This is a genomic window from Sphingomonas naphthae, from assembly GCF_028607085.1.
GTDB lineage: Bacteria > Pseudomonadota > Alphaproteobacteria > Sphingomonadales > Sphingomonadaceae > Sphingomonas_Q > Sphingomonas_Q naphthae.
The window spans coordinates 2,467,126-2,479,489 of the sequence record NZ_CP117411.1 but is presented as its reverse complement, the minus strand read 5'-3'; the positions used below and the strand labels follow the sequence as shown (position 1 = coordinate 2,479,489).

Annotated in this window: 15 protein-coding genes; 11 read left to right on the top strand and 4 right to left on the bottom strand. The window is 67.4% G+C overall.

Annotated elements, in window-relative coordinates; all coding sequences use genetic code 11:
- Positions 1-11 precede the first annotated feature (11 nt).
- The 7 genes from PQ455_RS11950 to queE all read left to right on the top strand — a co-directional run bounded on the left by PQ455_RS11950 (position 12) and on the right by queE (position 5,944).
- On the top strand, positions 12-851 hold the full coding sequence (locus PQ455_RS11950; RefSeq protein ID WP_273686308.1) for an ABC transporter permease: 840 nt from the start codon (positions 12-14) through the stop codon (positions 849-851).
- Between the two features lie 125 nt (positions 852-976).
- A complete protein-coding gene (locus PQ455_RS11945) occupies positions 977-2,176 on the top strand; it encodes an aspartate aminotransferase family protein (protein WP_273686307.1) in 1,200 nt (399 codons plus the stop codon).
- The gene (gene argF / locus PQ455_RS11940) at positions 2,173-3,102 is read left to right on the top strand and encodes an ornithine carbamoyltransferase (RefSeq protein WP_273686306.1); all 930 of its coding nucleotides are present in this window, start codon (positions 2,173-2,175) and stop codon (positions 3,100-3,102) included. The genes PQ455_RS11945 and argF overlap by 4 nt, the downstream gene beginning before the upstream one ends.
- 198 nt (positions 3,103-3,300) lie before the next feature.
- Entirely contained in the window at positions 3,301-3,480 is a 180-nt protein-coding gene (locus PQ455_RS11935) for a hypothetical protein (protein WP_273686305.1), read from the top strand.
- Complete coding sequence (gene hslO / locus PQ455_RS11930; protein WP_273686304.1) at positions 3,477-4,409, top strand: Hsp33 family molecular chaperone HslO; 933 nt, start codon at positions 3,477-3,479, stop codon at positions 4,407-4,409. The genes PQ455_RS11935 and hslO overlap by 4 nt, the downstream gene beginning before the upstream one ends.
- Positions 4,410-4,577: 168 nt before the next feature.
- On the top strand, positions 4,578-5,297 hold the full coding sequence (gene queC, locus PQ455_RS11925) for a 7-cyano-7-deazaguanine synthase QueC (protein WP_273686303.1): 720 nt from the start codon (positions 4,578-4,580) through the stop codon (positions 5,295-5,297).
- Entirely contained in the window at positions 5,297-5,944 is a 648-nt protein-coding gene (gene queE, locus PQ455_RS11920; protein ID WP_273686302.1) for a 7-carboxy-7-deazaguanine synthase, read from the top strand. The genes queC and queE overlap by 1 nt, the downstream gene beginning before the upstream one ends.
- A 181-nt stretch (positions 5,945-6,125) precedes the next feature.
- Here the strand turns inward: queE and PQ455_RS11915 are convergent, their stop codons facing one another.
- Positions 6,126-6,692 (bottom strand): hypothetical protein, encoded by a 567-nt coding sequence (locus tag PQ455_RS11915; RefSeq protein ID WP_273686301.1) that lies wholly within the window; start codon positions 6,690-6,692, stop codon positions 6,126-6,128.
- A 75-nt stretch (positions 6,693-6,767) separates the two neighbouring features.
- Between PQ455_RS11915 and PQ455_RS11910 the strand changes: the two genes are divergently transcribed.
- Positions 6,768-8,354 carry a lysine--tRNA ligase gene (locus tag PQ455_RS11910; RefSeq protein ID WP_273686300.1) on the top strand — a complete coding sequence of 529 codons (1,587 nt, stop codon included), beginning with the start codon at positions 6,768-6,770 and terminating at the stop codon, positions 8,352-8,354.
- A 24-nt stretch (positions 8,355-8,378) separates the two neighbouring features.
- The gene (locus tag PQ455_RS11905; protein WP_273686299.1) at positions 8,379-9,062 is read left to right on the top strand and encodes a hypothetical protein; all 684 of its coding nucleotides are present in this window, start codon (positions 8,379-8,381) and stop codon (positions 9,060-9,062) included.
- A 100-nt stretch (positions 9,063-9,162) separates the two neighbouring features.
- On the opposite strand, the gene PQ455_RS11900 is transcribed toward PQ455_RS11905, so the two are convergent.
- The 3 genes from PQ455_RS11900 to PQ455_RS11890 form a co-directional block, all read right to left on the bottom strand.
- Complete coding sequence (locus tag PQ455_RS11900) at positions 9,163-9,639, bottom strand: RcnB family protein (protein ID WP_273686298.1); 477 nt, start codon at positions 9,637-9,639, stop codon at positions 9,163-9,165.
- Positions 9,640-9,852: 213 nt separating this feature from the next.
- On the bottom strand, positions 9,853-10,629 hold the full coding sequence (locus PQ455_RS11895; protein WP_273686297.1) for an RcnB family protein: 777 nt from the start codon (positions 10,627-10,629) through the stop codon (positions 9,853-9,855).
- Positions 10,630-10,777: 148 nt separating this feature from the next.
- Positions 10,778-11,326, bottom strand: a complete 549-nt coding sequence (locus PQ455_RS11890; RefSeq protein WP_273686296.1) for a (2Fe-2S)-binding protein — start codon at positions 11,324-11,326, stop codon at positions 10,778-10,780.
- A gap of 213 nt (positions 11,327-11,539) precedes the next feature.
- Between PQ455_RS11890 and rpsU the strand changes: the two genes are divergently transcribed.
- Both rpsU and PQ455_RS11880 read left to right on the top strand, forming a co-directional pair.
- Positions 11,540-11,746: a 30S ribosomal protein S21 gene (gene rpsU / locus PQ455_RS11885; RefSeq protein ID WP_007404630.1), complete on the top strand. Its 207-nt coding sequence runs from the start codon at positions 11,540-11,542 to the stop codon at positions 11,744-11,746.
- A gap of 46 nt (positions 11,747-11,792) precedes the next feature.
- Positions 11,793-12,347: an FKBP-type peptidyl-prolyl cis-trans isomerase gene (locus PQ455_RS11880; RefSeq protein WP_273686295.1), complete on the top strand. Its 555-nt coding sequence runs from the start codon at positions 11,793-11,795 to the stop codon at positions 12,345-12,347.
- Positions 12,348-12,364 lie beyond the last annotated feature (17 nt).

The following is a 12,364-nucleotide window of genomic DNA, read 5'->3' as shown; positions in this document are numbered from 1 at the left end:
GGCGGGCTCGCATGAGCACCCCCAACGATCGAGCGCCAGGCACGTCGCCACATTCAGCCCCCGGCGAGCCGGTGATCCCGTTCGTCAACTGGGGCGGAATGCAGGCCCTCTATGTGAAGGAGGTGCGGCGTTTCTTCAAGGTGCAACTGCAAACGGTGTGGGCGCCGGCCTTCACCTCGCTGTTGCTGCTCGTCGTTTTCACCGTCGCGCTGGGCAGTGGCAAGCGGATGGTGCTGGGCCATCCCTTCGCCGATTTCATAGCGCCGGGCATGATCATCATGGCGATGATGAACGCGGCCTTCGCCCATTCCAGCTTCACCTTCCTGGCCGGCAAGATGCAGGGCACGATCGTCGATTATCTGATGCCGCCCATTTCCAACCTGGAATTGATGGTGGCGCTGGTGGGCTCGGCGGTGACGCGGGCGCTGTGCGTGGGGCTGGCGGTGTGGGGCGTGATGGCGCTGCTGCCGGGCGTGCACGTCACCGTGCGGGAGCCGCTGGCGGTGCTGTGGTTCGGGCTGATGGGGTCGCTGCTGCTGGCCTTCCTCGGCACGCTCACCTCGATCTGGGCGGACAAGTTCGATCATGCCGCCGCGATCACCAATTTCATCGTGCAGCCCATGTCGCTGCTGTCGGGCACCTTCTATTCGGTCGATGCGCTCCACGGCGCCTTCCGCACGGCGAGCCACCTCAATCCCTTCTTCTACGTCATCTCCGGCTTCCGCTACGGCTTCCTCGGCACCAGCGATTCGCCGCTGATGACGGGGGCGCTGGCGCTGCTGGGCGTGAACCTCGTGCTGGGTTTCCTCTGCTATCGCCTGCTCGTCAGCGGGTGGAAGCTGCGCGCCTGATCGCCTGATTGACGCTCGTTTCGCGCGCCCGTATAGGCGCGCTTCCGAAAGGGCGGCCGGGTTGGCCGCCTTTTTGCGTTTCCGGAGCCGTTTTCCACGCAAGCCATTCTGAAGGGGTAGTTTCGATGACCATCGCGCCACTCATGCCCGTCTATCCACGGTGTGACGTGCGCCCGGTGCGAGGCGAAGGCGCCTATCTCTGGGGCGAGCGCGGCGAGAAATATCTCGATTTCGCGAGCGGCATCGCGGTCAACATCCTGGGCCATGCCCATCCGAAACTGGTCAAGACGATCGCGGATCAGGCGGCCACCCTGATGCATGTCTCCAACCTCTACGGCGCGCCGTTGCAGGAGCAGCTCGCCGAGAAACTGGTGGCATCCACCTTCGCCGATACGGTCTTCTTCACCAATTCGGGCACCGAGGCGGTCGAATGCGCGATCAAGGTCGCGCGGCGCTATCATTATGCCAATGGCGAGCCGCACCGGCACCATATCGTCACCTTCGCCAACGCCTTCCACGGGCGGACGCTGGGGGCGATCTCGGCCACCAACCAGCCCAAGATGCGCGACGGGTATGAGCCCTTGCTGCCGGGCTTCGAGACGGTCGCCTTCAACGATCTGGAGGCCGCCGATCGCGCCAGCGACCGGCCCGACGCCGCCGGCTTCATGGTCGAGACGGTGCAGGGCGAGGGCGGCGTCACCCCCGCCACGCAGGAGTTCATGACCGGCCTGCGCAAGCTGTGCGACGAGCGCGGGCTGCTGCTGATCCTCGACGAGGTCCAGTGCGGCTATGCCCGCACCGGCGCCTTCTTCGCGCATGAACATTATGGCGTCTCGCCGGACATCATGGCGGTGGCCAAGGGCATCGGCGGCGGCTTCCCGCTGGGCGCCTGCCTCGCCACCGAGGAGGCCGCCAAGGGCATGGTCGCGGGTACGCACGGCTCCACCTATGGCGGCAACGCGCTCGCCATGGCGGTCGGCCTCACCATCTTCGAGGAGGTGGTGAACGAGCCCTTCCTGGCGAACGTCCGCCGCATGGGCGACCGGCTGCGCCAGACGCTGGAGCAGCTGATCCCCAACCACGACCATCTGTTCGACAGCGTGCGCGGCAAGGGCCTGATGCTGGGCCTGAAGCTGAAGCCCACCGCCGAGGCGCGGGCGTTCGTGGCGCACCTGCGCGACAATCACGGCCTGCTGACCGTGTCGGCCGGCGAGAATGTCGTGCGGGTGATGCCGCCGCTCAACATCGAGGACAGCCATATCGCCGAATTCGCCGAGAAGCTCTCGGCGGGCGCGCGTGACTATCCGGTGGGGGACGCGGCATGATCCGCCACTTCCTCGACCTGGACGACGCCGGCCCCGCCGCGATCGCGGCGATGCTGAACGACGCGGCGGACCGCAAGGCGGCGCGCAGGCATCTGCCCAGGGGCGGCGCCGACCCGGACGCGCCGCTCGCCGGCCACACGCTGGCGATGATCTTCGAGAAGAATTCGACCCGTACCCGCGTGTCGTTCGACATGGCGATGCGCCAGCTGGGCGGCACCACGATCGTGATGGACGCCGGATCGATGCAGCTCGGGCGCGGCGAGAGCATCGCCGATACCGCGCGCGTCCTCTCGCGCTACGTCGACGCGATCATGATCCGTACCGACGATCACGCCAAGGTGGTCGAGATGGCGCAGCACGCCACCGTGCCGATCATCAATGGCCTGACCGACTGGTCGCACCCCTGCCAGATCATGGCCGACATGCTGACCGTGATCGAGCATCGCGCGAAACTCGTCGGCACGAAGTGGGCGTGGCTGGGCGACGGCAACAATGTGCTCCACTCGATCATCGAGGCGGGCAGCCTGATGGGCTTCGAGGTGCGCGCCGCCTGCCCCGAGGGTTACGATCCCGACATGGCCGCCGTCGGCGCCGCCACCCAGCGCGGCGCGACGGTGACGCTCACCCGCGATCCCGCGATCGCGGTGGCCGATGCCGACGTGGTCGTCACCGACACCTGGATCTCGATGGGCCAGCTCCACGCCGAGGAGAAACTGGCGGCGATGGCGCCCTATCAGGTGACCACCGCGCTGATGGCCGGCGCCGCGCCCGACGCCACCTTCCTCCACTGCCTGCCCGCCCATCGCGGCGAGGAAGTGGTGGACGCGGTGATCGACGGCCCCCAGTCCGCCATCTGGGACGAGGCGGAGAACCGCCTTCACGCGCAGAAATCGGTGCTGCTGTGGGCGCTGGGCAAGCTGGGCTGAGCTAGTCGCGGGGCCACGCAGCCACGCAGCCGCACTTTACCCGTTCGCCCTGAGCATAGTCGAAGGGCGTGCCCCAAACGGTGCGTCCCGTTGCACGTCCTTCGACTACGCTCAGGACGAACGGGGTATAGCGCGATCGAATGGGAACGGGCCTTCGTCGCATGTGCCCCAAGTGCGTAGCCACTCTACGACATCGGCATGGCGAACGGTCCGCCCGGCGCGAATGTCGTCCTCGGCGCGTGCATCCGCCTCCATCTCGGCAATTACGTCGATCCGGGTGGGCGCACCGTTCATCGCCATATCGTAGCACGGGCGCTTCCCGCGCGCACCTTCGCCATCTGGACATTCCGCCCGTCCATCCCGACATGGGGGGCATGACCGACACTTCCGGCGAGACCAGCGCCGCCATCGATATCGCCCTCGGCTTCGTCATTCCCGAGCGCCATGCGCGCGGGCGGATCGTGCGCGTCGGGCCGGCGCTGGATGCGATCCTCGGCGCGCATGGCTATCCGCCGGCGATCGAGCGGGTGCTGGCCGAAGCGGTGGTGCTGGCCGGGCTGTTCGGCGCGACGCTGAAGGATGCCGCCGGGCAACTCACCTTGCAGGCGCAGACCGAGGGCGGGGTGATCGATCTGCTCGTCGCCGACTACAAGGGCGGCGTGGTGCGCGGGTATGTGCGCTACGATGCCGAACGGCTGGCCGAGATGCCGGTCGCGCCCTCGCTGTTCGCTTTGTTCGGCAAGGGCTATCTGGCGATCACCTTCGATCAGGCGGTGACCGGCGAACGCTATCAGGGGATCGTGCCGCTGGAGGGCGCTTCGCTCGCGGCGGCGGCGGAGAGCTATTTCGCGCAGTCTGAGCAGATCCCCAGCCTCGTCCGCATCGCGGTCGAGGATCGCGGCGCGGCGGGCCATATCGCGGGCGGCATACTGATCCAGCATCTGCCCGAGGGCGAGGAAGGGCGCGAGCGGCTCCACACGCGGCTCGACCATCCCGAATGGGAGCATGTCGCGGCGCTCGGCCAGACGGTGGCACCGGCCGAATTGACCGATGAGACGCTGGCGCTCGACCGCCTCGTGTGGCGGTTGTTCAACGAGGAGGACGAGGTCCGCACCCTGGGCACGACGCCGCTCGCCAAGGGGTGCCGCTGCAATCCCGATCACATCCAGTCGGTCATCGCCCGCTTCCCGCCCGAGGAGCGCGGCGAGATGGCGGACGAGGCCGGGCTGATCCATGTCGACTGCGAATTCTGCGCGCGGCGCTTCTCGATCCGCGCCGACGATCTGGAGCGGGTCGATGCGCGTTAAGCCCCTGTTTACCCCGACTCGGTTATCAGGGGATCAAGGCTTCCCGGTGGGTTGCCCCCTCCCTAGTGGGCCCGAGCAGCCCAGACTGGGCCGCTTCCTTCCCGGAAGCGGCCCGTTTTCTTGTGAACGGTGGCCCTTCGCCACCGATCTGCGCTAAGGGCGCGCGCCATGTCCTCGCACATCATCCCCCCCGCCACGCCTGGCGCCGCCGCCGTCGTCCTCCTGTCGGGAGGGCTCGATTCGATGGTCGTCGCGGCGCTGATGCGCGAGGCGGGCTATCGCGTGTTCGCGCTGACGATCGATTACAACCAGCGCCACGCGATCGAGCTGACCGCCGCCCACCGCATCGCCATCGCCCTCGGCATCGAACGCCAGATCGATCTGCCGCTTGATCTGCGCCGCTTCGGCGGATCGGCGCTGACGAGCGACATCGCCGTGCCGAAGGAGGGCGTCGGCGAGGGCATTCCCAGCACCTATGTGCCGGCGCGCAACACCATCTTCCTGTCGCTGGCGCTGGGCTTCGCCGAGGCGTGTGGCGCGCAGACGATCGCGATCGGCGTCAACGCGCTCGATTATTCGGGCTATCCCGATTGCCGGCCGGAATTCATCGAAGGCTTCCAGGCGCTCGCCGATCTGGCGACCCGCAAGGGCGTCGAGGGCGAAGGCTTCCGCATCGTCACGCCCTTGCTCCACATGACCAAGGCGCAGATCGCGCTGGAGGCCGACCGGCTGGGGCTGGACGCGGGGATGAGCTGGTCCTGCTACGATCCCACGGACGGCGCCGCCTGTGGCCAATGCGACGCCTGCCGCCTGCGCGCCAAGGGCTTCGTCGAGGCGGGCCTGCCCGACCCCACCCGCTATGCGGGCGCCGCGCCGGTGATCGGCTGATGGCGGGCTATGCGGTCAAGGAGATTTTCCTGACGTTGCAGGGGGAGGGGCTCCAGACGGGGCGCCGCGCCGTATTTTGCCGCTTCGCCGGCTGCAACCTGTGGTCGGGCCGCGAGGAGGATCGCGCCGACGCCCAATGCACCTTCTGCGATACCGATTTCGTCGGGATGGACGGCGATCTGGGCGGCCGCTACCCCACCGCCGACGCGCTGGCCGACGCGATCGCCGGGCAATGGGGCAAGTGGATCGAGGAAGAGGGCGGCGAGCCCCTGGTCGTCATCACCGGCGGCGAGCCGCTGCTCCAGCTCGATAGCGCGCTGATCGAGGCGATACATGCGCGGGGCATCACGATCGCGATCGAGACCAACGGCACGATCGCGGCGCCGCCGGGGATCGACTGGATCTGCGTCAGCCCCAAATCGGGCACGACGATCGTGCAGAAGTCGGGCCAGGAACTGAAGCTGGTCTGGCCGCAGACGGGGATCAATTTCAAGGAACTGGAGGGCTGGGATTTCGACCATTACCTCGTCCAGCCGCTCGACGGCCCCTCCCGCAACGACGCGCGCGAGGCTTGCATCAAGTTCATCGCCGGTCACCCGAAGTGGCGGCTGTCGCTCCAGAGCCACAAGATGATCGGGTTGCGGTAGAAGCAAACTCCGCCCGTACTGGGAGGAATGCCGGCCCAACCCGTCGCCCCGGCGCAGGCCGGGGCCTCGGGCGATGTGTGGGTCGGTCGATCTGGACGCGTGGCTCCCCTATCGGATCGTGCGATCGCCTGAGGCCCCGGCCTGCGCCGGGGCGACGGATGGGTCTATCGCCCGCCCGGTGTCAGCCGCTCAGCGCCGCCACGAATCGCTCGGCGTGGGGCAGGCGATCGAAGTGGATATTCCCGTCGATGTCCGCCGCCGGATCGCCGTCGACCAGCACCATCGCCGCATTGCCGCGCCCCTTGGCGTCGACCGGGCCGAGCAGCCCGCCCAGGATGCGGTGGCGGCCGATCTCCATCAGCGGCGTCGGCGTCCATGGCAGCAGCCATTGCACGCGCTGGTCGGTCACGCGGATGCGGGTGAAGGGCGCGCGGAGGACGGCGGTGACGAAGCCCCGGTAGCGGCGCATCAGCAGCCCCGCGACGCCCAGCACCAGCGCCACCAGCAGCGCGCTGCATCCCCAGGCGAAGATCCTGCTCGTCCGCGTGACGGGCTCCGGCCACCAGATCGCCCAGAAGAGGAAGCCCAGTGCCAGGATCTGCGGCGCGATCGTCAGTGCCATCACGCCGATCCCTGACGGTAGCGCGCCCAGCCCCGCGCGCGTTTCGTACAGCAGCCGCTCGGGCGTGCGGTCCAGCCGGCGCATCGCGGGCAGCGTGGCGGTGGGGGCGATCACTTCTTGCGCCATGGCCGTGTCCCGGAGGTTTCACAGGAGCGTCATCATGCTCTAAGGCGGCGGCCGACGATAGATAGCCAAGGCATGATGACCGAAATTTCCCCCGAACTCCGCGCCGCCGCCCTGGCGAGTAAGGCCTGGCCCTATGAAGAGGCGCGCAAGCTCCTCAAGCGATATCCGGATGGCGCGCCGGCCAAGGGCCATGTGCTGTTCGAGACCGGCTACGGCCCCTCGGGCCTGCCGCACATCGGCACCTTCAACGAAGTGCTGCGCACCACGATGGTCCGCAACGCCTTCCACGCGCTGTCCGACATACCGACGCGGCTGGTGGCCTTTTCGGACGACATGGACGGCCTGCGCAAGGTGCCGGACAATGTGCCGAACAAGGATATGCTGGCCGAATATCTGGGGAAGCCGCTGACCAGCATCCCCGATCCGTTCGGCACGCACGACAGTTTCGCCGCGCATAACAATGCGATGCTGCGCGACTTCCTCGATCGCTTCGGCTTCGACTATGAATTCGTCTCCTCCACCGAACGCTATCGGGCGGGCGTGTTCGACGAGACCTTGCGGCAGGTGCTTCGCCGCTATCAGGCGATCATGGACGTCATGCTGCCGACGCTGCGAGAGGATCGGCGCCAGAGCTATTCGCCCGTCCTGCCGATCTCGCCGAAGTCGGGCATCGTCCTCCAGGTGCCGGTCACCGTGGTCGATGCCGAGGCGGGGCTGATCCGCTACGTCGATCCGGCCGATGGCGAGGAGATTACCACCTCGGCGCTGTCGGGCGCATCCAAGCTGCAATGGAAGGTCGATTGGGCGATGCGCTGGGTCGCGCTCGATGTCGATTACGAGATGGCGGGCAAGGATCTGATCGATTCGGTGATCCAGTCCTCCAAGATCGCCCGCGTCCTCGGCGGCAAGCCGCCCGAGGGCTTCAACTACGAGATGTTCCTCGACGAAAAGGGCGAGAAAATCTCCAAGTCGAAGGGCAATGGCCTGTCGCTGGAGCAATGGCTGACCTACGGCCCGCCCGAGAGCCTGGCCTATTTCGCCTATCGCGAGCCCAAGCGCGCCAAGCAACTCCACATGGGCGTGATCCCGCGCGCGATCGACGATTATTGGCAGAGCCGGGTCGAATGGCCGGCGCAGGATGTGGCCAAGCGGCTCGGCAATCCGGTGCACCATATCCACGACGCCAAGGTGCCGGGCGAGGCGCTGCCGGTGAGTTTCGGCCTGCTGCTCAATCTGGTGGGCGTGCTGGGCGAGGCGGACCGGTCGGTGATCTGGGGCTATCTCGGCAATTATGTGCCGGATGCCAGCCCGGAGCGGTATCCGGCGCTCGACGCCCTCGTCGGCCACGCGCTGGCCTATCATCGCGACGTGATCGCCCCCACGCTCGTCCGCCGCGCGCCCGATCCTCGCGAGGCGGCGGCGCTGGCCGATCTCGACGCGCGCATCGCGGCGCTGCCGGACGAGGCGGATGCCGAGACCATCCAGAACGAAGTGTATGAGGCGGGCAAGGCGGCGGGCTTCGATCCGCTGCGCGACTGGTTCAAGGCGCTCTACGAAACATTGCTGGGCACCGCGCAGGGCCCCCGCATGGGGAGCTTTATCCGCCTGCTGGGCGTTCCCAACAGCCGCACCCTGATCGCGGACGCTCTCGCCCGCGCCTGAGCCTGCCGCCGGAGTATCGTGATAATGCCGCGTCGTTGGTTGCTGATCGGTTCCTGTCTGTCGCTGCTGGCCGCCAGCCCGGCGATGGCGGATACGCTGCGCGAGGATATCGCCCGCACCGCCTTCCTCGTCACCGACAAGAAGCAGGCCACGGCCGAGATCGACGCGGCGATCAAACAGGCCGACGCGCTCATCGCCGCCAACCCGGCCGACAAGGAGGCCGTCCTTCAGCGCGGCGTGGCGATCGGCTATCGCGCCAAGCTCACCAAGAGCGCGGGCGACGCCAAATTGTCGCGCGCCATCTTCGAGGGGCTGCTCAAGGCCGATCCGCGCAACCCGGAATATCATCTCGCGGTGGCGACCTGGCATCTCGATTCGGTCGATCAGCTGGGCGGCCTCATCGCGGGCGCGGCGCTGGGCGCCAAGAAGGCGATCGGCGAGGCGGAACTGGACAAGGCCGTGGCACTCGGCCGCGATCGCGCCTTCATCCTCGGCGCCGCCGCGCTTCTGCACATCCGCGCCGACGACAATGATCTGCTGCGCACCCGCCAGCTGGCCGAGGCCGCGCTCAAGGCGCCCGCGCCGACCGGCATCGATCGGGTGATGAAGCGCGCCGCCCAGATCATCCTGCCCGCAATCGTCGAGGGCAACGGCGCGCTGGCCCGCAAGCAGGCACGGAGCCTGCTGCCTTTCGGCAAGCTGGGGTGAATTTCAGTTCCTCCACGGCACGGGGAGGATCGTTTCCACACACAAAGAAACCCCCGGAGCGTCGCTCCGGGGGCATCCTTCAGGCCTCGGCCCGCGCCTCTTACCAGAAGAAGCTGTTGTTCACCGCGATCGTCCGGCCGTTGCGGACGTCCACCAGCACGACATCATTGCCGTAGCGGATCCACTGCTGGTTGCGGCCCGGCGCCGACAGGCGGTAGCGCTGCCAGTCGCTCACCCAATAGTTGCGGCCATAATAGGTCGGGGCGAAGCGATAGCCGACGGCGACCGGGCGATAGGCATAGCCGCGCGGACCGACATAGGCGGGGCGGTGATAGACGTTGCGGTTGCTGCGGCGATAGTCGCGCCAGTCCTCGCGATATTCGCGGCGGGCTTCGCGCACGTCACGCTGCTGGTCGCGCACGACATGGCCGGGGGCGCCGTTGCGGATCGCGCGGTTCACGTCGCGCTGCTCCTGGCGGATATCCTGGCGACCGTCGCGCAACTCGCGCGTCTGGGCCTGAGCCAACGTGGGCACCATGGCGGCGGCGATCAGGCCAAAGGTGAGAAACTTACGCATCGTCCATCTCCATACTCAATGGCGGCAGGCCGTTCGTCTCGTCGAAGAATGGCCTGCGACGAAGACGGGTCTAGGTGATTCGGCCTGAACCGACGCGGAACCCAACGGTCAGCTTCGCGACAGGTTTCAGGATCGAAATATTTTTGTCGGAAAAGAAAAACGGCCCCGAACCGCAAAGGTCCGGGGCCACATTACTTGAGTCGTGTCAGGCGTTTAGCGCAGGAAGAAGCTGTACAGCACGTCCGCGATCAGGCCCGTGCTGATATCGACCAGCGCGACGTCGTCATAATAGCGCACCCAGCGATAGGAGCCGTAGGCCGGGGGCAGGCGATACTGGTACGGATCGTTGATCCAGTAGCTGCGATCATAGGCCCACGGGTCGAAGCGATAGCCGACCGACCAGCGGCGATAGGCATAGCCGCGTGGCGCATAATAACGCGGCAGGCGATAGATGTTGCGATTGGCGGTGCGATAGCCCTGCCAGTCGTAGCGGCGATCGTCCCGCCAGCGGTTGTTCCACTGTGCGCCGCGATCATTGCCGTTCCAGCCGCCACGATTGTCCCAGCCGCGATTGTCGTACCGGCGATCGTCCCGCCGGTCATCGCGCCAGTCGCGGCGATCATCGCGCCGGTCGTCTCGGATGTCGCGTCGATCGTTGCGGATGTCGCGCCGGTCATCGCGGATATCACGACGATCCCCGCGCAATTCCTGCCGATCCTGACGGACCTGCGCCGGTGGCGTATCGGCGCGCACGTCCGGGCGCGGCCCGCGTTCGCCGATCGTTTCCGGGCGCTGAGTCTGGCGAAACTCTCGGCGGGCGTCGGCCGCGTCGGAGCGCTGTCCGCCGTTGTCGCGGAAGGTGGCGCGTTGCTGACCGGGGTTGGGCGCCTCGCGGCCGGGGCGGCCGTAGCTGCGGTCGGGCTCCTGCGCGGCGGCGATCGCCGGGGTGGCGGCGGCCGCCAGAAGCAAAGCGGTGGTGGCGATCCTCAACATCGACTCATGGTCTCCAGAGACGGTGGCCCATTCGCCACCGCACGGGATGCTTATGGCCGTGTCGCGGTGAAAAGCGGCTGAACCCACCTGTCAGCAAGGCGAAAGGATTACGCTCGCAATGACGGAGCGGGGGTGCGTCAGGCCTTCACTTCTTCTCCACTGGCGCCACCAGCGCCGGCACCGCCTGCGCCGCGTCGGCCGGATCGATCCCCGGCGGCGGGGCCGACGCGATCGCCTGCTGCTCCACCATGGCGCGCGCGGCGGCGTGGATCGCGCGGCGGACGCGGGGGTAGGTCCCGCAGCGGCACAGGTTGGTGATCGCCTGATCGATCTCGTCGTCGGTGGGATCCTTCACCTTTGCCAGCAAGGCCGCCGCCGCCATGATCATGCCCGACTGGCAATAGCCGCATTGCGGCACATTCTCCTCCGCCCACGCCTGCTGCACCGGATGGCTGCGATCGCCCGACAGCCCCTCGATCGTGGTGACGAACGTGCCCTCGATCGATCCGATCGGCACCTGACAGGAACGCTGCGCCACGCCGTCGATATGCACGGTGCAGGCGCCGCACTGGCCGGTGCCGCAGCCATATTTGGTGCCGGTGAGGTTCGATGCGTCGCGCAGCGCCCACAGCAGCGGCGTGTGCATGTCGAGCTTGTAGTGCAGCGGCATGCCGTTGACGGTGAAACTGGTCATGCGCCAAGGCGATAGGGCGGCGCGGCGGTGTTTGAAAGAGCGCGCGTAGCGGCCATGCGGGGTTGAAGGTTCGGCCCGTCGCTGCTATCGGCGCCGCTTCGCGTCACGGGATGTTCCCGTGGCGATTCACTGTTTTCGGGTCGAAGGATCGGGTGCGGATGCCGCAAGCCCGCCCCCGCGACCCACGATAATGAAGCTGGAGTGTGACGGTTCATGCAGATCATCGTTCGCGACAATAATGTCGATCAGGCCCTTCGCGCGCTCAAGAAGAAGCTGCAGCGCGAGGGCGTGTATCGCGAGATGAAGCTGCGTCGCCATTACGAGAAGCCCTCGGAGAAGCGCGCTCGTGAGCGGGCTGCCGCCGTGCGCCGCGCCCGCAAGCTGGAGCGCAAGCGGGCGGAGCGTGACGGCGCCCGGTAAGGCGCTGTAGCACCACGTTTTTCCTGCTCTCCATCGCGAGTACCCCATGTCCGAAGTGACCGCCGTTCCGCTGCGCCCGATCAAGAAGGGCGTGCTGCCGATGCTGTGGGTGGGTATCGCGATCACCTTGCTTCTGGCCCTGGCCGCCGCCTGGACCAGCACGTCCAAGGCGGTCGCCATGGCGCAGACTCCGGCCGACTTTCTGGCGGAAAACGGCAAGCGGAGCGGTGTCGTCACCACCGCCTCCGGCCTGCAATATGAAGTGCTGAAGCCCGGCAAGGGGCCGAAGCCGACCGCTGGCGACGTGGCGCTGATTACCTATGACGGCAAGCTCGTCAGCGGCGAGACATTCGATTCGTCCGCCAAGAATGGCGGGCCGGTGCCGATGCCCGTGTCCGGTGTCATCCCCGGCTTCTCCGAGGCGCTGCAGCTGATGCAGGCGGACGGGAAGTATCGCTTCTGGATCCCGCCGGCCCTCGGCTACGGCGACCGCGCCGCCGGCCCGATCCCCGCCAATTCGGTGCTGGTGTTCGATGTCGGCCTGATCGGTTTCCAGCCGATGCCGGCCGGCATGCCCGGTATGCCCGGCGCGGGGATGTAATTTCGGCCGGTCGGCCA